This is a genomic window from Comamonas sp. JUb58 (assembly GCF_004364775.1).
GTDB lineage: Bacteria > Pseudomonadota > Gammaproteobacteria > Burkholderiales > Burkholderiaceae_C > Comamonas.
The window spans coordinates 1-23,646 of the sequence record NZ_SOAL01000012.1 but is presented as its reverse complement, the minus strand read 5'-3'; the positions used below and the strand labels follow the sequence as shown (position 1 = coordinate 23,646).

At 60.0% G+C, this 23,646-nt stretch carries 25 protein-coding genes; 13 read left to right on the top strand and 12 right to left on the bottom strand.

The features are described from left to right. Window positions 1-45 precede the first annotated feature (45 nt). The 3 genes from EDF71_RS14140 to EDF71_RS14130 all read left to right on the top strand — a co-directional run bounded on the left by EDF71_RS14140 (window position 46) and on the right by EDF71_RS14130 (window position 2,203). On the top strand, window positions 46-726 hold the full coding sequence (locus EDF71_RS14140; protein ID WP_133857232.1) for a hypothetical protein: 681 nt from the start codon (window positions 46-48) through the stop codon (window positions 724-726). Window positions 727-1,273: 547 nt separating this feature from the next. Beyond that, window positions 1,274-1,747, top strand: a complete 474-nt coding sequence (locus EDF71_RS14135) for a hypothetical protein (RefSeq protein ID WP_133857231.1) — start codon at window positions 1,274-1,276, stop codon at window positions 1,745-1,747. A 207-nt stretch (window positions 1,748-1,954) separates the two neighbouring features. Further along, window positions 1,955-2,203 carry a hypothetical protein gene (locus tag EDF71_RS14130; protein WP_133857230.1) on the top strand — a complete coding sequence of 83 codons (249 nt, stop codon included), beginning with the start codon at window positions 1,955-1,957 and terminating at the stop codon, window positions 2,201-2,203. A 163-nt stretch (window positions 2,204-2,366) separates the two neighbouring features. On the opposite strand, the gene EDF71_RS14125 is transcribed toward EDF71_RS14130, so the two are convergent. After that, window positions 2,367-3,671, bottom strand: a complete 1,305-nt coding sequence (locus EDF71_RS14125; RefSeq protein WP_133857229.1) for a DUF11 domain-containing protein — start codon at window positions 3,669-3,671, stop codon at window positions 2,367-2,369. A gap of 442 nt (window positions 3,672-4,113) precedes the next feature. Here EDF71_RS14125 and EDF71_RS14120 point away from each other — a divergent pair, with 442 nt between their 5' ends. Next, on the top strand, window positions 4,114-4,770 hold the full coding sequence (locus EDF71_RS14120) for an SOS response-associated peptidase family protein (protein ID WP_133857228.1): 657 nt from the start codon (window positions 4,114-4,116) through the stop codon (window positions 4,768-4,770). Here EDF71_RS14120 and EDF71_RS14115 read toward each other — a convergent pair. Next, window positions 4,767-4,988: a hypothetical protein gene (locus tag EDF71_RS14115; protein WP_166656544.1), complete on the bottom strand. Its 222-nt coding sequence runs from the start codon at window positions 4,986-4,988 to the stop codon at window positions 4,767-4,769. The genes EDF71_RS14120 and EDF71_RS14115 overlap by 4 nt on opposite strands. Before the next feature lie 237 nt (window positions 4,989-5,225). Between EDF71_RS14115 and EDF71_RS14110 the strand changes: the two genes are divergently transcribed. After that, a complete protein-coding gene (locus EDF71_RS14110; RefSeq protein ID WP_133857226.1) occupies window positions 5,226-5,720 on the top strand; it encodes a hypothetical protein in 495 nt (164 codons plus the stop codon). Window positions 5,721-5,724: 4 nt separating this feature from the next. Here the strand turns inward: EDF71_RS14110 and EDF71_RS14105 are convergent, their stop codons facing one another. Further along, a complete protein-coding gene (locus EDF71_RS14105) occupies window positions 5,725-6,750 on the bottom strand; it encodes a site-specific integrase (protein ID WP_243854312.1) in 1,026 nt (341 codons plus the stop codon). Between the two features lie 116 nt (window positions 6,751-6,866). On the opposite strand from EDF71_RS14105, the gene dusA reads away from it, so the two are divergent. The 3 genes from dusA (at window position 6,867) to EDF71_RS14090 (ending at window position 10,252) form a co-directional block, all read left to right on the top strand. Beyond that, complete coding sequence (dusA, locus tag EDF71_RS14100; protein ID WP_279586290.1) at window positions 6,867-7,925, top strand: tRNA dihydrouridine(20/20a) synthase DusA; 1,059 nt, start codon at window positions 6,867-6,869, stop codon at window positions 7,923-7,925. A gap of 300 nt (window positions 7,926-8,225) precedes the next feature. After that, window positions 8,226-9,818, top strand: coding sequence for a TM2 domain-containing protein (locus EDF71_RS14095; protein ID WP_133857223.1), 1,593 nt, complete (start codon window positions 8,226-8,228; stop codon window positions 9,816-9,818). Further along, window positions 9,815-10,252: a hypothetical protein gene (locus EDF71_RS14090; RefSeq protein WP_133857222.1), complete on the top strand. Its 438-nt coding sequence runs from the start codon at window positions 9,815-9,817 to the stop codon at window positions 10,250-10,252. Before EDF71_RS14095 ends, EDF71_RS14090 begins: the two co-directional genes overlap by 4 nt. Window positions 10,253-10,264: 12 nt before the next feature. Here EDF71_RS14090 and EDF71_RS14085 read toward each other — a convergent pair whose 3' ends face one another. The 4 genes from EDF71_RS14085 to EDF71_RS14070 form a co-directional block, all read right to left on the bottom strand. Next, window positions 10,265-11,179 (bottom strand): thiamine phosphate synthase, encoded by a 915-nt coding sequence (locus EDF71_RS14085; protein ID WP_133857221.1) that lies wholly within the window; start codon window positions 11,177-11,179, stop codon window positions 10,265-10,267. Between the two features lie 12 nt (window positions 11,180-11,191). Next, entirely contained in the window at window positions 11,192-12,001 is an 810-nt protein-coding gene (locus EDF71_RS14080) for a thiazole synthase (RefSeq protein WP_133857220.1), read from the bottom strand. Between the two features lie 72 nt (window positions 12,002-12,073). Further along, on the bottom strand, window positions 12,074-12,271 hold the full coding sequence (thiS, locus tag EDF71_RS14075) for a sulfur carrier protein ThiS (protein WP_133857360.1): 198 nt from the start codon (window positions 12,269-12,271) through the stop codon (window positions 12,074-12,076). A 37-nt stretch (window positions 12,272-12,308) separates the two neighbouring features. Next, window positions 12,309-13,421, bottom strand: a complete 1,113-nt coding sequence (locus tag EDF71_RS14070; RefSeq protein ID WP_133857219.1) for an FAD-dependent oxidoreductase — start codon at window positions 13,419-13,421, stop codon at window positions 12,309-12,311. 289 nt (window positions 13,422-13,710) lie between these two features. Here EDF71_RS14070 and thiD point away from each other — a divergent pair, with 289 nt between their 5' ends. Next, window positions 13,711-14,565, top strand: coding sequence for a bifunctional hydroxymethylpyrimidine kinase/phosphomethylpyrimidine kinase (gene thiD / locus EDF71_RS14065; protein WP_208301054.1), 855 nt, complete (start codon window positions 13,711-13,713; stop codon window positions 14,563-14,565). Between the two features lie 746 nt (window positions 14,566-15,311). Here thiD and EDF71_RS14060 read toward each other — a convergent pair. Next, on the bottom strand, window positions 15,312-15,932 hold the full coding sequence (locus tag EDF71_RS14060) for a gamma-glutamylcyclotransferase (RefSeq protein WP_243854311.1): 621 nt from the start codon (window positions 15,930-15,932) through the stop codon (window positions 15,312-15,314). Between the two features lie 482 nt (window positions 15,933-16,414). On the opposite strand from EDF71_RS14060, the gene EDF71_RS14055 reads away from it, so the two are divergent. Then, window positions 16,415-17,422 carry a D-2-hydroxyacid dehydrogenase family protein gene (locus EDF71_RS14055; RefSeq protein ID WP_133857217.1) on the top strand — a complete coding sequence of 336 codons (1,008 nt, stop codon included), beginning with the start codon at window positions 16,415-16,417 and terminating at the stop codon, window positions 17,420-17,422. A gap of 61 nt (window positions 17,423-17,483) precedes the next feature. Here EDF71_RS14055 and EDF71_RS14050 read toward each other — a convergent pair whose 3' ends face one another. Then, complete coding sequence (locus EDF71_RS14050; protein WP_166656543.1) at window positions 17,484-18,476, bottom strand: tripartite tricarboxylate transporter substrate binding protein; 993 nt, start codon at window positions 18,474-18,476, stop codon at window positions 17,484-17,486. 219 nt (window positions 18,477-18,695) lie between these two features. Between EDF71_RS14050 and EDF71_RS14045 the strand changes: the two genes are divergently transcribed. Then, complete coding sequence (locus tag EDF71_RS14045; protein WP_243854310.1) at window positions 18,696-19,322, top strand: retropepsin-like aspartic protease; 627 nt, start codon at window positions 18,696-18,698, stop codon at window positions 19,320-19,322. A 14-nt stretch (window positions 19,323-19,336) separates the two neighbouring features. Here EDF71_RS14045 and EDF71_RS14040 read toward each other — a convergent pair whose 3' ends face one another. The 3 genes from EDF71_RS14040 to EDF71_RS14030 form a co-directional block, all read right to left on the bottom strand. Beyond that, complete coding sequence (locus EDF71_RS14040) at window positions 19,337-19,768, bottom strand: hypothetical protein (RefSeq protein ID WP_133857215.1); 432 nt, start codon at window positions 19,766-19,768, stop codon at window positions 19,337-19,339. A gap of 150 nt (window positions 19,769-19,918) precedes the next feature. Further along, window positions 19,919-20,551, bottom strand: a complete 633-nt coding sequence (gene upp / locus EDF71_RS14035) for a uracil phosphoribosyltransferase (RefSeq protein WP_021028434.1) — start codon at window positions 20,549-20,551, stop codon at window positions 19,919-19,921. Window positions 20,552-20,673: 122 nt separating this feature from the next. Then, window positions 20,674-21,657, bottom strand: coding sequence for a threo-3-hydroxy-L-aspartate ammonia-lyase (locus EDF71_RS14030; protein ID WP_133857214.1), 984 nt, complete (start codon window positions 21,655-21,657; stop codon window positions 20,674-20,676). Between the two features lie 248 nt (window positions 21,658-21,905). Here EDF71_RS14030 and EDF71_RS14025 point away from each other — a divergent pair, with 248 nt between their 5' ends. Together EDF71_RS14025 and EDF71_RS14020 are read left to right on the top strand one after the other, a co-directional pair. Next, a complete protein-coding gene (locus tag EDF71_RS14025) occupies window positions 21,906-22,670 on the top strand; it encodes a basic amino acid ABC transporter substrate-binding protein (RefSeq protein WP_133857213.1) in 765 nt (254 codons plus the stop codon). Between the two features lie 65 nt (window positions 22,671-22,735). Continuing rightward, window positions 22,736-23,512 carry an amino acid ABC transporter permease gene (locus EDF71_RS14020; RefSeq protein ID WP_133857212.1) on the top strand — a complete coding sequence of 259 codons (777 nt, stop codon included), beginning with the start codon at window positions 22,736-22,738 and terminating at the stop codon, window positions 23,510-23,512. Window positions 23,513-23,646: the final 134 nt, after the last annotated feature.

Below are 23,646 nucleotides of genomic sequence, written 5' to 3'. Positions count from 1 at the left end.
GCGCGGTTAACATTCCGGTTCCGTCTGCAACCATGTGTGTCAATGATGTTGCCGATCTCTCGCATTGCTTCCGTCCTTCTTCTTACCTTTGGTGCTGTTAGCGCCTCCAATGCTGCTAAGCAATGCTTTCAGGCTGGTGGTCCCACCGTCTATGGCGACGTTACTGCCACAGTAACAGGCTGTGTTAACCATTCCGGCCGTGGGTTTGCACCCTTCGGACCATTCGAGGCTCAATCTATCAGTGAACGCCTAACATGTACGTACACCTTCAATAAGCCGCTTCTGACGAGCTCTGTCACAGTGGAATCGCAATCACATGACCAGTTGGCACTGTTGACGATTGCGACTGATGCAGGTCCGTATACCCCAGCTGAAGGTGACGTTGTTACGCCTATCCCTGGCAGCTTAAGCCGGTTTGCTGTTGTGGTTAGTGGTGCGGGTTACACCGGTACGAATCCGGCCTCTTCGGGCACCATGAGTTTGAAGAACAATCCACCCGAAGCAATCCGCAGCATATCTGTTACCCAGACCGGCGTGGGTTCTTCGCCAACGGTAATTCGTGTGTGTGCAGATGATGCCGGCGTACCAACTCCAGTTGTCAGAGAATCGGTGCCAGTCCCAACGTTGTCAGAATGGAACGTTTTGCTGACCGCATGCTTGTTGGGCGTCGGCGGCTTGTTTGCATTCTGGCGTTCGAAGCGCAACTCTCATCAGGCACAAGCCTAACCAGGCTGTTGCTCTGAGTCCATCAGACTCGAAGTTGCTACAAATCTAGGTCCTCTTCAACCCATGCCTTGACAACGAGGTATGGGTTCTCTTTTTTTCCTGTCCTTTGGGAAGTGAGACACCGAAGTAGCCGCGCCGTGCGACCAGGTGAACATCGAGCACCGGCTGAGCGATGACGACAGCGACCAGGCCTGCAGGCATGCCTCCCCGAAGCCAAATTTGCCCGGGATGACTCTTATCGTTGACGTTAGTTCCACCCAAATCCCTCTAAGCGCAATACCCAAAAATAGTGATTTGTTAGATTTGTTGTTTAATTGTTTCATTTGTTTGTAAATGCAATAAATAGCTTATAACAGTTGATCTACATCAAGGAGGTTTTCATGTTGTTTTTCATAGTATTGGGGCGAGTCATCGCATTGATTAAATCACGATCTCAAATCCTTCTAGCTCTCGCCGTGGCCTGTTGCGGATCTGTGGCGGTGGCTCAACAGACCGATTACACCTATTCACTACGCATCGTCAACGCTAATGCACCTTTTTTAATGAGGTGAATGACATTGACACAATGCAACCAGGTGACAAGGCTTGGATCCGGTTAGAAGCGGCAACTGAGGGCGGTGTATCTCATGGGGCAGTACAGTTAGTGGGAAATCTTCCCACACCACTACAAGCAGGCAGCGTCTCCGATAGCTCCAGTACTTGTATGTTCTATCTGTATGGATCACAGGAAGGCGAAGCGCAATACAGCATGGGCTTTAGCCAATGGGACGGGCAGCCAAGCTGCGTCATGTATGTGCCGATTGTCTGGCCTGCAGACATTCCTTGTGGCACACCTCGCACGCTTACAATTAATGCCAGCAAAAATGAGCTTAGTAACCCTACAGTTGCAAGTGACTCGGTACGCTGCGGCGCTATAGTTCCTGCATCGGCTCAGGCAGTGCCCACAACAAATTCATTTGCTTTGGCACTTTTAGTAGTAATGCTGGCAACAGTAGGAATCTTCATGCGGCGTCGTTTTTGACATCTCAGAAGAAACCTAGCTAGCTGATAGGCGCGAAGTCAGATTCTTTTCTACCGCGACCGAGATGTATTGCAGGATAGAGGCTTTAGTGCTTGAGAAACAGGAGCCTCCCCGCGCCACTACGGCACTGGGGAGGCTCTTTTTTCGCTTGTGGGGTCATTGTGCGCTGGGTATACTGTATTTTTATACAGTGCTGGAGATGACCCCTTGCAGATCGATCAGGTTGCCATCGCGGTGCTCGGAGCAGCTGCTGCCTGGCTGTCGCAGGCCCGCTCTGAGAGCTTCAGGCGCTGGGCGTGCATCTTCGGCATGCTGGGCCAGCCGTTCTGGTTCTACGCTTCGTGGAAGGCTGAGCAGTGGGGCATCTTCGCCGTGAGCGTGCTATATGCTCTCGCCTGGATGAAGGGGCTGTGGATCCATTGGATTCGGCCTGCTGGCAGCGGCGCAGCGGGCTAATACAGCAGAATCCCCCATTTGCTGGGTATCCTGAAATCTTAGGACACATGGAAGCCATGTGCTTTTCCGCCGGCTCAATCGCTGGGGCGACAAAACGAATATTCGGCCGCTAACGGCTGCTTCGCTACAAGCGTAAAAAAGCCCTCCGAAGAGGGCTCCTAAATCAGATCGATTTGCGTCGTCGCATGAAACCCATGGACCCCGCTACGAACCCAGAGAGCAGCAGTAGACCAAAGCCTCCAAGGGTTGGCACTGGAGTGGGAGTGGAAGGTACAGGTGTTTCCGTACATCCCAGATCAGCTTCGGCGGGTATATTGACCTGCCCCAAAGAAGTGCTGAACTGACCACCGCTAGCAGCTGTACCAGGTGTGATCGTATTGGTCACCGATGCAGCAACGCAAGTCCGCTCTGCCCAGCGGACCACTGCGGTGATTGCACAGCCTGACGCTGGAAGGGTTCCGCCCGTCAAAGTCAGGGAGTTAGCTGAGGTTGCCAAACTACCACCGCAAGTGTTACCAGTGACGCTTACCAACGACAGAGGTGCAGGCAGCTGATCTTGAACATACAGTTCATTTGCGGCGGCTGCGGGTTGAAGAGTATTGGCGATGTTGATCGTGAGAGTACTAGTTTGATTTGGGTTGATAGATGCAGGGCTAAAAGTTTTGCTTACTTCGCCAGCAAGGCCGCATGCACCCCCACTTTTTACTGAATTGAGGAAAGAGACGCCCACTTTACCTTGGTTTCTTTGATAGCTATTCTCGTCGAATCCAGACGAGTCTGAAACACCAAAAAGACAAGCACCGGCGCCATTAAATGATTGTGCAATTGGAAAGAAGACACCATAAGCACGATTGTTCGTGCTTTCGGCTGCGGGCATTGGCTGGCCTGGATCGTAGTAAAGGGTATTGTCTGCAGGCACCTGAGTCCAAAAATGAAAAGCATTGCCTTCAAATGTAGGGAGGCTTGTAAATGACCCTTGATATGCAGAGTTTGTATTAAGAAGAGTAGTTACGTTCCCGGCGAGTGGCGATAGGGCCATCGACAAGCCCGAGGCTGAGTTGAGCAAATTAAGTGCTGGGCCTAAGTTTGCGATTGACTGACAGCAAGAATCTGTGAACAGGAGGAATGCGTTAGCGCTGCGGTTTTGAACAGCATTTTGTATGCTTGTCCAGTTTCCCGAATCTACAGGGTTATAGACTGTTGCAATAATAACCAAGTCATATGGCTGGGACTGTGCATCGAGGAAAGTGCTAGAGGTTACTGAACCCGCTTGGCCAAGAATGTCCTGCCGAGTAACTGTTGCTCCTGCGGTAGCGAATTCATTCTGCATATTGCTAAGAATGTTGGTGCCATCCGCCTGTGTTTCTGCTGTGGCAAGCATCAAAACCTTCTGAGCGAATGCAGAAGTCATTGGTAATACCAACAAAGAAAATGATAGCAAGAAGGCAAATCGAAGCTTTGATTTCATTTTGGACCTATTAGGAGTGAAGGTGTTCGACCAATGATGGTGCCGGGAGAGCAAACATCATTGGGCAAATGAATGAGCCATTGTTGAACAATCATCCGCGTCTATAGACGAGATGCCATCTATTGATTGTTGTAATTTCGCATACCGCCAAGGCGGTTTCATTGAGATCCCACGTCCACACTGAAGGAGAAAAGGACATTTCTAGCCGTAATTACAGACAACACCTACTTAGTTAGGAACTGTCAACGACTTGTTTCTAAATGTCAATACCCGAAAATGACTAAAGGGTAAACCCTTGCATTTTCAGAATGTTAATCTACGCATAGCTATACGCCTTCCTGCGTCACTACGACGCTGGAAGGCCTCTTTTTCCGATTCAGATAGGGTTTCGGACGACACCTGTCAGCTGCTGGGCCCAGTACCTTGGCGCTAGGAGACTCCAATGTGCAATCGCTACCACTCCCCTGACGAAGGCTACATCCAGCAATACTGGCGGCTGAATCCCCGGCAGCTGGGACTGGGCGCCCGTGATGTGTTCCCGCGCTCGCCTGGCGGATTTATTCGGCGCGCAATGGACGATCCGGGCTACAGCAAAGAGCTGGCCGTGGGGCGATGGGGCTTGATCCCTTGGTTCAGCAAAACGCCGGACATCAAGTTCAGCACCAACAATGCCCGGGCGGAGGAGGTTGCGGACAAGGCCAGCTTCAAAGATCCATGGAAGCGCGGCCAGCGTTGCATCATCCCGGCGACGACCTTTGATGAGCCAAACTGGGAGACCGGGAAGAACGTCTGGTGGAGGTTTGCCCGAGTCGACGGCGATCCCTGGGGGCTGGCGGGGCTGTGGAACACCTGGAAGGACCCGGCAACCGGCGAGTTGATCAAGAGCTACACCATGCTCACGCTCAATGCCGACGAACATCCATTGATGAACCGCATGCACAAGCCAGATCAGAAGCTGGCACCTGACAAGCAGGACAAACGCAGCGTGATCCCGATTGAGCTGGCCGATGTGGACCAGTGGCTGGAAGGATCGGTCAAGGACGCCCAGGCGCTGCTGAGACTGGCGCCAGTCGAAGTGTTCTCGGCAGGGCTAGCCTAACTCTCGACATTCTCAGCAATCCACTGGTGAACCGTCTCATATGCCCGCCCTGGCATGTCGAGCAGGTGAGGGTGGCCGGCCTGCAGGTATTCATAGAACAGATGGATCTGCTTACCAGTGTCGTAGTACGGGAACCAGCCGTCGCTCAGGTCGTGCATGTTCTGGCGCCATGCCCGCCAAAGACCAATGACTACACCGCGGCGTTCAGAAAGGGACATCTGGTTCAAGGCTTTCGTAGAAGGCTGCCACATCAGAGGGCAGCGGGGCACCATGCAAGATCATAGTGCCCAGGACTGGCATGGCCTCCGGTCTATACAGCTTGATCCCATCCCAGCGCTCATGCTCGTTGGTCTGAGACCATTCCTGGTCATCCTTGATGTGCCAGAGCCAGTATCTTGATTGAAACATAGCTACCTCCAAAAGACTGTATATTTATACAGTAAATGGAGCGAGTAATGGAAGCAGTCAGGAAATTTGCGGGTGAAAGTTTGCCGGGGCTATACCTGGGCATGGCTACGCCTGGCACAGAGCTAGATTTGGAGGGCAAGCGCCGGGGTGGGTGCGATGCTTATGTGCTTCGGCTGCGCTTCAATGGTGTCTACCTGCCGGCGGAAATTCTCGCCCGGCGACCTAAGTCCACAGGAATGCTGCTCAGCACCCCGATGCAAGATGGCAGCTTCCAAACTTGGCTAGTCGACCGCAATGAGCCTATGCGACTCATCATTCATGGACTGGAGCGTGTCGAGGTGTGGCGTCAACGCCAGTCAGGAACACTCTTGCTTCGAGGGTTCGAGTTTGATGAGGGCGAGCTTCAGCGCTGGCCGCAAACGTGGATGTGCGGCACCAATTTACGGGAGATGCAAGAGATCTTGGGGGAGATGTCGCACTGGCTTTCAGCGAGGTACAAGGAGGTCAAGCAGGCGCCGTACCCTCATGTTCGACCAGGTTGAATCTCTACCCAGCCAGAAGCTTAGTCTTCCATTCCCAATTTTCGTATCTATCCCCGACCTTTTTGAACTGGGTATAGCGCTGCAAGCTCTGCCAAGAGCGATGCCCAGAGACTTGCGCAACATGCGGAATGTTCCAGCCCATCTCAAACAACCGGCTGATCCCCTCATGTCGAAGGTCATGGAAATGCAGGTCTTCAATCCCGAGCAGTTTGCATGCTCGAGTAAAGCTTGTGCTGACAGACTCAGCGTTGTAGGGCCAGATGCGTCCCTTGGCTACTTTGCGGTTTTGAATCAGCTTGAGGGCTTCAGGCGGGAGGAGGGTGGTTACATCGTTGCCTATCTTTTCACCCGGGTTTTTCATGTCTCGAACGATAACCTCAGAGTTTTCTACATCCACATCCTGGCCCAAGATGCGGCAGGTTTCCTCCTGTCGGCGCGTGGAGAATAGGCTGAACAGTATGATGTAGGTCATCGGGATAGAATCCTCCCGCTTACGCTCATAGACCGAATAGTAGGTCATGAGCTTGTTCAGCTCCTCAAGAGTTGGGCGGCGTGTGCGCTGCTTTGACCTGGAAATTAGCCCAAGCTTTTCAGCCACCACGCGTGCGTCTTCACAAGCTTGCTTGTCGAGGGGATAGCCCCACGCAGGCCGGGCCACAGTGAAAATTGCTGAAAGGTGGGAAAGGTAGTTGGCTCGGGTTTGGGGCTGACTGGTTAAGCCTTCTAGGAACTTGATGACATTCGCACTGTCGATCTGGGAGCAATGTGTCTCGCCAAGCCAAGAGTTGGCAATTGTGCGCAAAACTTGATCCTTGGTCTTCCCGTGCGGCTTGAGCTTATCCCCCAGGTACTTCTGGATGACGGCAGATAGGATTGGGTCCTCAGGTTGGTCAAGTGCGCCGGGCTCGGCGAGCTCTGTCTCACGCTTTTTGATCCAGGTTTTGGCGGCTGCTTCGCGGTCAAAGGTCTGGGTTTCAGCGTGAACGACCTTGCCACCCTTTTTAACGCGGACTTGGGCGGTGTAGCCCACACTTCCGTCTTTGCGCTCACGGCGAATTATGGTTCCAATAGTCTCGGTGCAACATTGAAAAATTGTTGCACCGAATGTAGCACCGAAGTGCTAAAAATGGCATGAAATTAGATCAAATGGCATCGAATCAGACAGTAGAAAAATCGTTGGTTTCCATAGGGAAAACGCCGCTTCATTGGCCAGGACGCATGTCCGTCGCGCCGATGATGGACTGGACTGACCGCCATTGCCGCTTTTTTCACCGTCTGCTGACGCGGCAGACCTTGCTCTATACCGAGATGGTGACGACGGGCGCGCTGATTCATGGGGATGTGGCGCGGCATTTGCGTTTTCATGCCGAGGAGCACCCAGTCGCCTTGCAGCTGGGCGGCAGCGAGCCGGCGGATTTGGCCCAGTGTGCCAAGCTGGCGCAGGACTGGGGTTATGACGAGGTCAACCTGAACTGTGGCTGCCCCAGCGAGCGCGTGCAGCGTGGTGCTTTTGGCGCCTGCCTTATGAACGAGAAAGAGCTGGTGGCCGACGGCGTCAAGGCCATGCGCGATGTGGTGGACATCCCCGTGACGGTGAAGCACCGCATTGGCATCGACAAGAACGAAAGCTATGGCTTTGTGCGCGACTTCATCGGGACGGTCGCCGATGCGGGTTGCGAGGTGTTTGTGGTGCATGCCCGCAATGCCTGGCTCAAGGGCCTCTCGCCCAAGGAGAACCGCGAGATCCCTCCGTTGCGCTATGAGGTGGTGGCGCAGCTGAAAAAGGATTTTCCGCATCTGACCATTGCCATCAATGGCGGCATTGCCGATGACGCCACGGTGCTGGCGCAGCTGGAGCAGGTCGACGGCGTGATGGTGGGGCGTGAGGCTTACCACAACCCTTGGTGGCTGGCGACTTGGGATGCGCAGTTCTATGGCGCCGAGCCGAACCACGACATCAGCCGCGAATCGGTCGAAGAAGAGATGGTGTGCTATATGGAGCGTGAGGCTGCCGAACATGGCACGCACTGGTACTCCATCGCTCGCCACATGCTGGGTCTGCGCCAGGGCATGCCCGGTGCCCGCCGCTGGCGCCAGGTTTGGAGCGACCACCGCATGAAGCAGCTGCCACCGCATGAGGTGATGCAGGCCGCCCGCACCAAGCCGGAACGCCACACTGACAGCCCCGTTTTGGTAAGTATTTGATACGAAAAGGCTGCGGGCACCCGGGCGGTGTCGGTCGGCCTTACGCGGAGGCTTTTTCGCAGTGGGCCTCTGTGTTCCACCTCTGCATTTGCCTGGTTTCTAGGCTCAATAACTTTCTTTCAGCCGCCGCTGTGCGCCAGCTATAGGAGCTGCACACCATAGGCTCAAGCGCGCCGACAGCCCTGACGCAGCCGATAGCGGTTGCTATACTTCCCGCGATATATGCCGCCCCGGGCAGCGCCGATATGGTGCATGTCCGGGCCGGAAAGTGCAGAACAAACAAAGCACAAGGGAAGAGGGATGGGGGAAAAGAATCCGCGATGGGCCCTGGGCCTGTTGTTGGCGGTGGGCTGGCTGGGCGCACACCGCTTTTATCTGGGACGCTATGCAAGCGCCGTGGCGCAGCTGGCCTTGGCCTTGCTGTGCGCGGCGCTGTGGCTATGGGGCGGACGGGCTGCAGCCTACGCGCCTTATCTGCTGGGCCCGATGGTTTTTTGGTTGATCCGCGATGGCTTTTGGCTGTTCGACTACTTTCGGGTCGAAGAGGACATGGATTCGCGCTTGTCGGCCTTTGCCCAGTCGCAACTGGATGAGCAGGCATCGCTGCCTGCAGCCAAGGCAGAGGTGGCCGCTGCGCCGGTACCGGCCTCTGTGGCCCAGCCTGCTATAGCCGCCGCGCTACCGGCTGATCCACTGCCCAAACCCGCGACCGATCCGCAGACCGACAAGAAGTCCCTGGCCATCCAGATGGCGCAAAAGCATATTGGCGATGCGCTGGCTCGCCGGGATGTGCAGACGGCCCACGCAGAAGCGGAGACCTTGATCAAGTACCTGGTCCAGCGCAGCCGCAAACCGCAAAGCGACCCGCACCTGGCAATGGCCTATCTGCTGCAGGGGATGACCTTCTACCAAACCGGGCAACTGGATGCAGCGCGCAAAAAGCTGCAGATGGGTGTGCACCTGGGGGCTGCCTTTGCCGAGCTGGCGCAGCCTGTGCGACAGGCCCAGCTGTTTTTGCAACGCCTGCGTTCGCCCCAAATGGCATCCGCAGCCGCTGCTACGCCCGTGCTGCAGCCGGGCCAGTATCCGCTGTTGATGCAATCGCAGGACTGGGCCCGGGCTCTGGCCTTGTGCGAGCAGACCATTGCCTTGCGCCAGTCGGGCCATGAGGCGGATGTGCCCGATCTGGCCCAGCACCACCTGCATGCGATGGAGATTGCCCAGCATTTGGGTGATAAGGACCGTCAACGCGTGCATGGCCAGGCCTTGGTAGCGCTGGCCGCGCCTGTGGGCGCAGCAGTGCCTGTGGCGATGCGGCGCCAGGCCTTGGAGCGTCTGGGTGATCTCTGCCAAGCGGATGAAGACCACCAAGCTGCCACGGCGCACTATGCGCAAGCGCTGGAGCTGGTGAATGTGCGCAGCAGTGGCGGCAACGCAGCCGCGCAGGCCATGGCGCTGTGCGCCCTGTTGCAGCGCATGGCCAGCAGCCATGCGGCCTTGGGCGAGACGGCGCAGGCGCTGCAATGCTGGCAGCGGCTGGCGCTGTACCTGGACAGCTTTGACCGGCTGGACCAGCAAGGCCAGCGCATGCCTGATCCCGAGGCGGTGTCGGTCATGCTGGCCGACTACGCGGCCTTTGCCATCCGCCACCAGCCCACAAGGGTCAAGCCGCTGGTGCAGCAGGCCTTGCGCATACAGCAGCGCAGTTGCCGGGGCTATTCGCTCGCGGCAGCGCGGGCCTATGAGGTATTTGCGGCATTTTTGGAGGCGCATGGCCACGCCGATGCACGCCGCAGCTATCTGAAAAAGGCGCTGTTGCTGGTGCAGATTTGTGACCCGGACAACAGCGTGCATCTGCAGCAGCTAAAAACCGCGATCAGGGAGGCCGCATGAGCGTGCAAGGGCTTTTTTATGCGCTGCCGCGCCATGGCTTGCGGGCTTTGCTGGTGGAGCCTTCGACAATGGATGACTACCTGCAGCGCAGTGCTGAACAAGGCGGGCCGCTGGCCATTCTGGACCAGGGCAGCCTGTGGCAGCAAGACATGCAGCGCCTGCCTGAGATCGAGCCTGGTGTGGCGGTGGACGGCAGCTTGGCCCAGCATTGCTGGGCCTGGCCGGCCGATCTGGTGACGGACAGCGCGCAAAGCTTGGCCGCTATCAGCGCTACTCAGCTGGTGCAGCGCATGCATGCCTGGCAAAAGGCACAGGATGGCAGGCCGCCTGATATTGAGGCGCTGCGCCAGTGGGTGCGCCGGCAGGCCGCGCTGCGCAGTTTTTGGCAGGCAGCGGCGCAGCGGCGCGATGCCGTGTTGCTCTACGTGGTGTAGCGCTGGGCGGGCTTAGCCCATCAGCGCCATCAAGTCGGCGGCAGCGGCCTCGGGCTTGTCCGCGTTGACGATGGCGCGCACCACGGCGATCGATCCCACACCGCTCTCGCGCACCTGCGGAAACTCCGCTGCCGAAATGCCCCCAATGGCGACCTGGGGGTAGCTGCGCGTCAACGCGGCATAGCGCTGCAGGCGGGCCAAGCCCTGCGGGACGGTGGCCATTTTCTTCAAGGTGGTTGGGAAGACCGCCCCCATCGCGATATAGCTGGGCTGCGCCTGGCTGGCGCGCACCATCTCGGCATAGCCATGGGTGCTGACGCCCAGGCGCACGCCGCTAGCACGCAGCTCGGCCAGTTCTGCAGCGCTCAGCGCATCCAGGTCTTCCTGGCCCAGGTGCACGCCATAGCTGCCGGCGGCGATGGCCTGGCGCCAGTGGTCGTTGATAAAGAGCAGGGCGCCGGTTCCCTCCACCGCTGCAACGGCTGCAGCGATCTCTGCAGCAATGGCCTGGGCATCGTCGGACTTGAAGCGCAGCTGCACGGTGGGCACGCCGGCGCGGGCCATGCGGCCCACCCATTCAGCCGTGGGCAGCACCGCATACAGGCCCAGCTGTTGGGGGCAGGGCGCAAAAGCCTGGGGGCCGCCACTGGTCAGCAAGCCAAAATCAGCAGCTTGTGTGGGCCAGGCCTGGGCATCGAACTGTCCTGTGCGGGCGCTCTGCGCGCTCCAGGCGCTGGCCAGGCAGTCGGCATCGATGGCGATAAAGCCCAGCGTGCTGCAGGCGGCCAAGGCGCCGGCGTAGACGGCATCCTGCGCGCGGTTGGCGGGCAGCGCAGGCGCTGCTTGGGGTGGAAAGCTGGCAAAGGCGGCCTGGTGGGCGGCGGTGATGGCCTGCGTGATCTGGGCGGCGGTGGGGGTGGCGTGCATCGGCAAAGTCTCTCAGTGGCTTTGGTGCCAGAACGGCGTTCCAAGCACCGGGGTGCTGGGTTGGGCCATGTCCTGCGCCTGCATCGCGCCGGCGCGGTAGGCGGCGTGGCCGGCGGCGGTGGCATCGGCAAAGGCGCCGGCCATCGCCACCGGATCTTGCGACAAGGCCACGGCGGTGTTCAGTAGCACGCCGTCAAAGCCCCATTCCATGACCTGGCAGGCGTGGCTGGGCAAGCCCAGGCCGGCGTCGCAGATCAGCGGCACATCCAGGCGCTCCCGCAAGGTCTGCATTGCATAAGGATTGACGGGGCCACGGCCGGTGCCAATCGGCGCGGCCCAGGGCATGACGGCCTGACAGCCCACATCGACCAGGCGCTGGCAGAGCACCAGGTCCTCGGTGCAGTAGGGCAGCACTTGAAAACCATCCTTGATCAGGATGGAGGCGGCCTCCACCAGGTTCAGGGTGTCGGGCTGCAGGGTGTAGTCATCGCCAATCAGTTCCAGCTTGATCCAGGGCGTCTCGAACACCTCGCGCGCCATCTGGGCTGTGGTGATGGCCTCTTGCAGGCGCATGCATCCGGCGGTGTTGGGCAGCACCGGCACGTTCAGGCGCTTGAGCAGCGCCCAGAAGTCGCTGCCGGTCTCGGCGGCATTGCTGCCCTGGCGGCGTAGCGATGCGGTCACCATGGCCGGCTGGGCCCGGGCGACGGCTGCTTCCAGCACGGCGGGCGATGGATAGCGCGAGGTGCCCAGCAGCAAGCGGCTTTGAAAACGCTGGCCATACAGCACCAGGGCGTCGTCGGAAGAAGAAGTGGCGTTCATGGCAAAGGCCTTGGGTAAATGCGGGTCAGGGGCCCTGGCGGTGCTGGCCGGGGCGGGTGGCGCCAGAGCAGATTAACCGCCGGTGACGGGCGAGATGACTTCGAGCTTGTCGCCTGCGTGCAGCTGGCGGCTGTCGTACTGGCCTTTGGGCACGAATTCGGTATTGACGGCCACGGCAAAGGGCGGGCGCGGCTGCAGCTGGGCCAGCGCCACGGCAATGGTGGCGCCTTCGGGCAGGGCGGTGGCCTGGTTGTTCAAGAGGATCTGTATCGTCATCATTCAAGGCTCATCATAGGGCTGCGGGCCATCAGGCGGTCGCGAGCAGGCGCACATCCATGTCAAAGCGCGCGGCAAGGGGGGCTTCGCCAGTCAGCAGCAGCTCGACTGCGCAGTCCAGCACGGCGGGCGAGATCATGAAGCCGTGGCGGTACAGGCCGTTGACCTCCAGCACCCTTGGCCGCACCTGGCGGATGGCTGGCAGATTATCGGGCAAAGTCGGGCGGCACTGGGTGTTGATCTCCAGGATGCGCGCCTCGGCAAAGCCGCTGTGCACGGTGTAGGCCGCACTCAGCAGCTCCATCGCCGAGCGCACGCTGGCCGGCGACATGTCATCGGACTCGATCTCGGTGGCGCCGATGACGAAGTGGTGGTCCTGCTTGGGGGCGATATAGATCGGGTAGCGCGGGTGCATCAGGCGGGTGGGGCGGCGCAGCTGCACCTCGGGCGCATGCACGCGCAGCACTTCGCCACGTACGCCGCGCAGTTGGCTCCACTGCGGTTTGGCACCCAAACCGCGTGTGTCGATCAGCAGATCGGGCTGGCCCTGCGTGCCGGGCATAAAGTCATCCAGCTCGCGCGCTTGCTGCCAGTGCAGGCGCACGCCCCGCGCCTGCAGCGCAGGCACCAGCGCGGCCAGCAGCTGGCGGTTGTCCAGCTGGCCCTCGCCTGGCAGGTAGTAGGCGGCCTGGAAATGCCCCGCCAGCGCTGGCTCCAGCTCGGCGATCTGGGGGCCGCCCAGGGTTTGCGAAGGCGGCAGCTCGGGGATGGCTGCCTGGGTGCGCTGCAAGATGCCATGGAAGCGCTGGGCTTCGGGGGCATCCTGACGGTGCCAGACCACCATGGTGCCGGCCTGCTGCAAGAACACGGGGGCATCCAATTGCGCAAGCAGCTCCGGCCAACGCTGCAGCCCGTACTGGCCCATGCGCACCACGCCATGCTCAGTGACGGCCGATTCGGCCAGCGGTGCCAGCATGGCGGCAGCCACGCGCGCTGCGGCGTGCTCAGCTTCTGGCCCGCCCCGGTCGTATAAGTCGATGGAGAATCCCCGGCCCGACAGCTCCAGCGCCATCAGACGGCCCAGCAGACCACCGCCGAGGATGGTGATACGGGCTTGGGGAGAAATGAATGGGTGAGAGGACATGTTTTGTGCTTGGCAATAGACAAAACAGTGCGCGCAGCTGCCGAAAACTCCCCACGCCAGCATGACCTGGATCGGGTTGCGGAGCGCTGCCATGGTGGCTCGCTCCAGGGTCTAATCTCAGTCGCGCTACAGCCAAACTGCTGCAGGGACACCCCTGTTTCGTCTCAGGCTGCATTAAAACACAGCGCTGCGCCGGGGGAATGGGGCTGCGTCAAGCCGTAGTCACAATCGTGGATAATTTTGCCCAGGCCGGGCCAGTGTTGCCCGGCATTGTTTTTGGACTGCAGCCATGGCCTCACTGAACCCCTCTTCTCCCGTCTCCTCGCCGCGCTATGCACGGGTGCTGTCGATTGCAGGCTCTGACAGCGGCGGCGGGGCCGGCATCCAGGCCGATCTGAAGACCATGTCCGCACTGGGCTGCTTTGGCATGACCGCCATCACGGCGCTGACCGCGCAAAACACGCAGGGCGTGCGTGCCATCCACGGCGTGCCGCCAGCTTTCTTGCAACAGCAGCTGGATGCGGTGCTGGAGGACATTGGCTGCGATGCCGTCAAGATCGGCATGCTGCATGCGCCCGAGATCGTGGCCGTCGTGGCCTCGGCGATTGACCGCTATGCCTTGCCCCATGTGGTGCTGGATCCGGTCATGGTCGCCACCAGCGGTGACCGGCTGATTGCCGAGGCCACCGTGGGTGAGCTGGTGCGCGAGCTGTTTCCCCGCGCTGCGCTCATCACCCCGAACTTGGACGAAGCGGGTTTGCTGCTGGGCCGCAGCCTGGTGCATGCGGATCAGCTGGAGCAGGCTGCGCAGGATTTGTTGGCCCTGGGCGCTAGGGCGGTGCTGATCAAGGGCGGCCATTTGCCCGGCGATGAGGTGGTCGACCTGCTGGCCACTGCCGACGGCGAGCGTTTGCGTCTGGCTTCCACCCGCATCCACACCCACAACGGGCATGGCACGGGCTGCACCTTGTCGTCTGCCATTGCCTGCCAGTTGGCCCTGGGGCATCCGCTGCCGGCCGCTGTCAGCCTGGCGCGGCAGTACATTCTGGGCGCCATTGAATCGGGTGCCGATGTGCATACCGGCCAAGGCCATGGCCCGCTGAACCATGGTTGGAACCCGCAAAAGCAGGTGATTGTGCGCTGAATGCCTGCGCTTGGCGGCTTCTGTAAGCAGCGGTGAGGATGGCGGCGCGGTCGATTTTTCGTCAGTATTTACGTCGAAATGGCTAAATAATCGACGATTAAAAATCGAAATGACCTAATATTTGCCGATATTACGACGAAATGCAATATTTGTTGGCCATTAAACGGCGTCGCTGTTAATTTAAGTTACTTTCTGCGTTTACGATTTAAGTCTATGATATATATCGATAAAACGCTGAAAATGTAGCTTGAATCAAGCTTTTGATACATTTTCCATTGTTGTTTTTCATGGGTTAAATATTTCTAGGTAAACAGCATGTAAACATTTAAATTTATGGGGCCTGCTGTCAACCGCCTCGTAGGCCCCGGCGTTGAACACTCATCTTTAGGAGATTGTTCACATGACCACCGCAAATGTTTTCAGCATCTGGCCAGAAGACGAACGTGATCGCAAGCGCTAAGCACTGGCGCCAGTAACTCTTTTTTCTTGCTTGCCGATACGCTGAAGTCGGCAAACTAACCCAGTAGACGGCTCCTTGATGGAGCCGTTACTTGCGAATAGGGCGTGGAAGCTGCACATTCCCGCCCCGGATGGCCCAAAGGCAGTCCATCCCCTCTCAACATGCACCTCGCTTCCGTGGCCATCAGGCTGTAGGAAGGCGGGGTGTTTGTTTTTGTGGCGCCGGATTGGGGCGCGGCCCTCAGGTCAGCGCGCCTGGCGCGCTGATTCAAAATTTTTAATAGGATTTAAGCGGCAGAGCTGGCCGTGCTGAGGCTTGGCTGGCCCAGCAAGCTGCGCGCTTCCTGGCCAGCCTGGGCCCTTGAGACGGACAGGCGCAGCAGGCGCTCCAGTGCCCGGTCCTGGATGCCACGGCTCTTGAGGGCCGTGTAGGTGGACTCGGCATAGTCCAGGGTTGTGCCGTAGATGCCGCAGGACTGGGCAAAGATGCGGCGGTAGTCTTCTTCGCTCAAGGTGCCCGTGCAGCGTGGGCTGGACTTGGACAGCGTAAAGGCCAGCGCCTTGACGGGGCCGTCTTCGGTCTGGCAATCCAGCCACTTGGGGTCGTAGGAATCAGTGGCCATTTCGCGCTGCCACAGGCGGGGCATCATCTCCGGCACATGCTGGCGGGCGATGCGAAAGGCCATGCCTCTGCAACTGCCACCCGAGAACATGCCAAACACTAGGCCCGGGCATTCCGGTGTGCCCCGGTTGATGTGGCTCCACATCTTCAGCGCGCGGTGCCAGCCAAAGACCCGCGCGTGGCGGCATTCCAGAAATTCGAACTCCGGGCGCCATATCAGCGAGCCGTAGGCAAAAACCCAAAGGTCGTCCGCTCCTCCCCATTCCTGCATGGTTTGCGCGAACATTTGTTGCGGGCAACGGCTGCGGGGGGAAGCGACCAAATTCGTCATAGTGCTATCAACCAACAAAGCAAAGTAACAAGCAATTGTTATAGCGCTCAGCGTCAGCCAGCGCTAGCGTTGCAGAGCCCCGACATTTAAATTTGCGTTGAAAGCAACAGTCTGGCGGGCGCTGGACGCACTGTGCACAACGCGGCAGATGGGCAGAGCGATGACAGCAGCGGCGCGCCGTCTTGTGCAAAGATTTGCATATCGGGTGCGGGTCCTATCGGAAGGCGCTGCTTACGGCTCTGTTGCAGGCTTGTCGCGCGCTGGATGGGCTGACAAAGTGCCGAGATTATTCAATGCTATGATGTTCATAGCTGATGCGGTACTCAGCAGTGCTCGGAAACCGGTTTTTCGGTAGTTCTTGCCAGCCTGCTGCCGCTTACAGGTGGCTTGCGTGGGGCAAAGCCGCCTGGTTGGCGTTCGACGAGAATGGTCTTCCTATGAATATTGTGATCTTGGACGATTATCAGGATGCGGTGCGCAAACTGCCATGCGCATCCGTTCTCGACGCTTATTCAGCCAAGGTCTATACCAATACGGTCAAGGGTTTGGGGCAACTGTCAGTGCGCCTCAAGGATGCGGACATCATCGTGCTGATCCGCGAGCGCACGCACATCAGCCGCCTGCTGCTCGACAAGCTCCCCCGCCTCAAACTGATTGCCCAGACCGGGCGCATTGGCTCCCATGTGGATTTGACGGCCTGCACCGAGCGCGGCGTGGCCGTGGCCGAGGGCGTTGGATCACCTATCGCGCCTGCCGAGCTGACCTGGGCGCTGATCATGGCCGCTGCGCGCCGCCTGCCACAGTACATCTCCAACCTCAAGCACGGGGCCTGGCAGCAGTCGGGCTTCAAGGCGGCCAATATGCCGCCCAATTTTGGCCTTGGCACGCTGCTGCGCGGCCGCACCTTGGGCATCTGGGGCTATGGCCGCATCGGCCAGCTGGTGGCCAGCTACGGCAAGGCCTTTGGTATGGAGGTGCTGGTCTGGGGCAGCGATGCCTCGCGCGCCAAGGCGCTGTCCGATGGCCACAAGGTCGCCTCGAGCAAACAGTTCTTCTTTGCCAACAGCGATGTGCTGACCGTGCATCTGCGCCTGAGCGAGCAGACCAAGGGCTGCATCAGCTTTGATGACCTGGCGCAAATGAAGCCCTCGGCCACCTTTGTCAACACCTCGCGGGCCGAGCTGGTGCAGCCCGATGCACTGATTGCCGCGCTCAACCGGGGACGCCCAGGTATCGCCGCCGTGGATGTGTTCGAGAGCGAGCCCATCTTGCAAGGCCATGCCTTACTGCGCCTGGAGAACTGCATTTGCACGCCCCATATCGGCTATGTCGAGCAGGACAACTACGAGCAGTACTTCGGGGCGGCTTTTGACAACGTCATCAACTTCATCAAAGGGCGGCCGTCGAACATCGTCAACCCGGGAGCCTTGCAGGTTCGGCGCTGAGACTGTTTGATGGATAGAAAAGGGCCATGCGAGGGCCCTTGGTGTTACTGCAGTGCAGGCATCACTCCAGCTGCAGCTTCTTTTTGGCGATCAAGGCGTTGTACATCTTGCGGTCGCTGCTGATGCGGGTTTGCAGCGCATCGGGCGATGCATCGTCCAAGGTCCAGGCCTGGCGCAGCAGCTGATCGCGGATGTCGGCGGTATTGAGCACCTTCAGCAGCGCATCGCTGAGCTGGGTACGGATGGCCGCAGGCATGCTGGCCGGGGCCATCAGTGCGTTCCAGACTTCTATATTCACATCCTGGGCACCAATCTCGCGCATCGATGGCGTCTGGGGCATCAGTTGCGTGCGCTGGGCCGAGGTGACGGCCAGGGCCGCCAGCTTGCCGCTTTGCACCAGCGGCAGCACCGATGAGATCGGCAACAGCGCGCAATCGAGCTGGCCGCCCATCAGCCCGGAGACCACACCGGGCGCGCCGGTGAAGGGGATGTGCACGGCATCAAAATGCAGCGCGTCCTTGAGCAGCTCCATGCCCAGGTGGCCACCAGAGCCCAGGCCCGTGGAGCCGTAGCTGGCGGCATTGCCTTTTTGGCGCAGATTGGCGAGCGCCTTGTCGGTCTGCGCACCTGCGCTGGCTGGCACCACCCAGGCCAGGGGCGATACGCCCACCAGGGCCAGCGGCGCAAAGTCCTTCACCGGGTCATAGGGCAGCTTGGCATACAGGGCTTGCGACGAGGTCAGTGGGCCATTGCCGACAATGCCAAAGCTGTGGTCGTCCGTTGCGCGCGCCACCTGGTCGGCGCCAATATTGCCGCTGGCACCGGGCCGGTTGTCCACCACCACAGGCTGGCCCAGGATCTGCGCCAGGGGCTGGGCGATCATGCGTGCCTGCATGTCGGGCGAGGAGCCCGCCGGGTAGCCGACGATAAAGCGCAGGGGTTTGCTGGGCCAATGGGCTGGGGCAGCATGCGCGCTGGTCCAGCCGGCAGGCAGGGCGGCAGCAGCGGCAAATCCCGCCAGGGATTGCAGCAGGTGGCGACGGTCGATGGTCATGAAAAACAGGGCAGGGTGATAACTGGCGGCCATCCTAACCCAGTCGGCACCCGCTGGAGGCGCTGGCCCTGTCCGCCTGGCGGCAGCGGCCAACCATGAATAAAGCGCGGCAAGCCCCAGCGCACAGTGCAGCGGCGTGGCCCGGGTCATGCCAGTATGATTTATGCTTTGTCGCCGGCCGTCGCACAGTTTGCTTGCGTAGGCAAAAAATTCCGATCCATGAGCCGATTACGTACCCGACGTCCAGATTCCTCCCCCTCTGCGAAGCCCGCAGGCCTGGCGCAGCCATCGCCATGGCCGGGCAGCCCCCAGCCCGCTGGTGGCCCAGGCCCCTTGCGCACACCGCCCGATGCCAACCGCCGCACCACCTGGATGCTGCTGGCCATCTGGATCGGCGTGATGTTCGCGATCTACCTGGTGACCGAGGTCTACCGCAAGCCCAACGAGGGCAAGGTCATGGCCCATGATGTGCTGGAGATTCCGCGCGACCGCGATGGCCATTTCCGCGTGGCGGGATCGGTCAACGGCGTGCCGGTGCAGTTTATGGTGGATACCGGTGCCAGCCTGATCAGCATCACCGATGCGGTGGCCGAACGTGCCAACCTGGGCGAGGGCGTGCCCATCAGCTTTCAGACCGCCAATGGCGTGCGCCAGGGCATGATGAGCCGGGCCGAGCGGATTGAGGTAGGCCCATTGGCTGTCAATGATTTGCGGGTGGGCACCGGTTATACCGGCGAGAGTGCGCGCGATGCGCTGCTGGGCCAGAACTTTTTGCGCTATTTTGATGTGAGTATCTCGGGCAATAGCATGGTGCTCAAGGCCCGCGACAACGAGGCCTCGCGATAAATACAGGGGACGGCTCAGCCCATGTCCGGCTTGCAGTCGAACGCCGCCTGCAGGCCATTGTTGCCATCGGGCAGTCGCACGGCGGGTGGTGATTCGCTGGCCTCGTACAAGCCAACGCAGTGCTGGGCGGCCAAGTCGCGCGCCAAGGCCAGCGCGGCCTTGGCCTGGGCCGGCTGCAGCGCCACAAACACGATATTGCGGCCAATGCTGTAATCGGCCAGCAGGCTTTTGTCCTCGGGTGGCAGCTCGTCCCGGTAAGGGCCAGATCGCGGGGGAAAGCGCTGCATCATCTCCAGGCACCAGGCCTTGAGCGACAAGGTGGCGACGGCCGGGTCCTCGTAGTCGTGGTGCTCGGGCCATTCGGTCTGCGCCTGGAACCAGAGACCAAAGGCCGCTGGCTCCTTGGGGGCAGCAGCGGGCGCAAAAACCAGCAGGTGGTAGCTCATGGTGTGGCCTCCAGGCGGTGATGCTCTGGACGCCATTTAACCAAAGCGGCGCGGTGCTGTATGTGAGATTTGTCTTACGCGCAGACACTGGCGGGCAGGCTGCGACGCCTGGCATGCCCAGCGCGTGGTGGGCATGCCATGTGGCAGGGCTTACTTGGTGCCGAAGATGCGGTCGCCCGCGTCACCCAGGCCCGGCAGGATGTAGCCGTGGTCGTTGAGCTGGCGGTCCACGGCGGCCGTGTAGATATCCACATCGGGGTGGGCGGCCTGCATGGTCTTGATGCCTTCAGGGGCGGCCAGCAGGCACATGAACTTGATCGATTTGGGCTGGCACTTGTCCTTGAGCTGCTGCACGGCGGCGGCAGCCGAGTTGCCGGTGGCCAGCATCGGGTCCACAACGATCACATCGCGCTCGCCCATGTTGTCGGGCATCTTGAAGTAGTACTCGACGGGCTGCAGCGTTTCAGGGTCACGGTACAGGCCGATGTGGCCGATACGGGCGCCGGGCACCACGTTGAGCATGCCGTCGAGAAAGCCATTGCCGGCGCGCAGGATGGAGACCAGGGCCAGTTTCTTGCCGTCGATGACCTTGCCGACCATCTTTTCCATCGGGGTCTCGATTTCGAGATCCTGCAGCGGAAAGTCGCGCGTGATCTCGTAGGCCATCAGGGTGGACAGCTCACCGAGCATGCGGCGGAAGCTGTTGGTGGATGCTTCCTTGCGGCGCATCAGGGTGAGTTTGTGCTGGACCAGCGGGTGGTCGATGAGGTGAACGGTGCTCATGGTAGTTGCCAATGTCATTTTTGGCCGCAATGGTAGCAGCGCCGTCCTGCGGGCGTGCGCTGCTGGTGAATATATTTACCGAATGGTAGGCTTTTGCGCTGCGAATCGCCGTCCATGGCCGCTCAGGCGCTGCCCAGCAATTGCGCGTAGCGGCCCAGGTCCACATTGCCGCCGCTGATCAGCACGCCCACTCGGGCACCTCGCAGATCGACACCGCCAAAGCGCGCTCCGGCCAGGCTCAGCGCGCCAGTGGGCTCGACCACCATCTTCATGCGCTCGGCATAAAAGCGCATGCAGTCCACCAGTTGCGGATCGCTGGCGGTGACGATGTCGGTCACGTCACGGCGGATGATGGCATAGGTTAGATCGCCCAGAGCCTGGGTTTGTGCGCCATCGGCAATGGTGCGGGGCGTGGCGATCTTGACGATCTCGCCCTTGCGCAACGATTGCTGGGCATCGTTACCGGCCTCGGGCTCCACGCCATAGACCTTGCACTGGGGTGCCATGGCCTTGGCAGACAGCAAGCAGCCCGACAGCAGACCGCCGCCGCCCAGGCAGACAAACAAGTAGTCGAGCTGGGGCACGTCCTGGAACAGCTCCATCGCGCTGGTGCCCTGGCCGGCAATCACATCGGCATGGTTGTATGGCGGCACCAAGGTCATGCCGCGCTCCTGGGCAATGCGCTGGCTGATCGCCTCGCGGTCCTCGGTAAAACGGTCATAGGTGATGACTTCCGCGCCATAGCCGCGCGTGGCATCGAGCTTGGCGGCCGGTGCGTCTTGCGGCATCACGATGGCGGCGGGCATCCCCAGGATGCGGGCCGACAGCGCAATCGCCTGCGCATGGTTGCCCGAGGAGAAGGCCAGCGCGCCGCGCTTGGCCTGCTCTGGCGAGAAGCGGGCCAGTGCGTTGTAGCCGCCCCGGAACTTGAACGCGCCCATGCGCTGGTAGTTCTCGCCTTTGAAGAAGAACTCTGCCCCCGTCAATTTGTCGAGGGTGGACGAGCGCATCACCGGCGTGCGGTGGGCAACGCCTTGCAGGCGCTGCGCAGCCGCTTGCACATCGTCAAAAGTGGGGAGGGGGGTGGCGTGGATGGAGGCGTTCATGGTCGGTCAGATGGCAGAGGCGTCGAGGGGATTCATGGTAGTGGCATTTTGGCGATTTGGTGTCGCTCTGGTGGTCGGTCTTGCAGATGGCGTTGGGCATTGGCCTGCCCAAGCGCCGGACAGGCTGACGAACAAGCTTGTGCGCAAAGGCAAGCCAGCGCTGGCGACCAGACGTTGCCAGCCGTTGTCTGTAGGCGTTTACGTATAATCGGCCGCTTGTATCGGCTTATGTAGCTAAAGGTTGGGGTATGTGGAACAAAAAATTTGCGCTGGCCATCGGTGCCGCAGCGGTCTCGGTGTTGGCAGCAGGCGCCGCGCAAGCGCAGGGCCGTGATCTGGTGGTGGCCTCCAGCGCGACCTATGCACCTTTTGCGTTCGAGAACAAAGACAAGCAGATCGTCGGTTTTGACATCGACATCGTCAATGCCATTGCCAAGCAGCAGGGCATGAAGCTGCGCATCGTCAACACGCCGTTCAGCAGCATCTTCGCATCGCTCAACAACGGCGATGTGGACTTTGTCATCTCCGGCGTGACCATCAATGACAAGCGCAAGCAGAGCTTTGATTTCTCCCAGCCTTACTTTGACGCCCGCCAGCTGATCGCCGTGCCCAAGGACAGCACGGTGGCATCGCTCAAGGACCTCAAGGACAAGAAGGTGTCGGTGGTCAGCGGCTCGACCGGTGACGATGTGATGAGCCGCGAAGTCGGCAAGACCAGCCCCAATATCCGTCGCTTCGAAAGCACGCCGCTGATCATCTCCGAGCTGGCCGCTGGCGGCGTGGATGCCGCCATTGGCGACAACGGTGTCATCGCCTACCGCGTCTCGCAGTACCCCGCGTTGAAGACCGTGGATGACACCAGCTTCCCCAAGGAGCATTTCGGCATCGTCGTGCGCAAGGGCGACAAGGCCTTGCAAGAAAAGATCAATGCCGGCCTGGCCGCCATCCGCGCCGATGGCAGCTACAACGTGATCTACAAGAAGTGGTTCAACCAGGACTACAAGCCCCAATAAGGCGGCCGCGACTTCCGCTGCAATGACGGCCCGATGGCCGTCATTTTGTTTGAAAGAATTGATTGATGGACAACAATACCCCCGTAGAGTGGTTCGGCTGGTTCCGCCCCGACATCCTGGTGGAATACAAGCAGATGTTTTGGCAGGGTGCCATGGTCACCATCGGTATGACGGTGGCCTGCGTGATCATGGGCTGCGCGCTGGGCCTGATGCTGGCTCTGGCGCGCCTGGCCGACACGCGCCACCAGCCCTGGAAGGGCGTGTGCAAATACCTGCTGCGCTGGCCATCGACGGCCTATGTCAGCTTTTTCCGGGGTACGCCCCTGTTCGTGCAGATCTTGCTGATGCACTTTGCGGTCATGCCCTTGTTTGTGCACCCGGTCAACGGTCTGTTCATCAGCGGTGACCTGGCACGCACGCTCAAGCAGGACCATGGCGCGCTGATGTCCGGTGTGGTGGCGTTGACGCTCAACTCGGCGGCCTATATCTCCGAGGTGTTCCGTGCCGGCATCCAGTCGATCGCGATCGGCCAGAAGCAGGCGGGTATGTCGCTGGGCATGACCCATGGCCAGATGATGCGCTATGTGGTGATTCCGCAGGCCTTCCGCCGCATGCTGCCTCCGCTGGGCAACAACATGATCTCGCTGCTCAAGGACACCTCGCTGGTCTCCGCCATTGGCTTGGCCGAGATGGCCTATGCCGCGCGCACCGTGGCCGGCGCCTATGGCCGCTACTGGGAGCCCTACCTGGCCGTTGCGCTGGCCTATTGGCTGATGACCTTCATGCTGACCCTGGGCCTGCGGGCGCTGGAAAACCACCTGGCACGCACCGACCGCAGCTGATTGCGTAGCGCACAAGCGAAAAGCCGGCAATGCCGGCTTTTTTTTTGGTTCATCGCTGAATTCCGTGGATGACTGGCGAACGCTTGAGTACCCTAAGGCCTGATTCAACGGCAATCAGGAGGAACAAGTGCTCG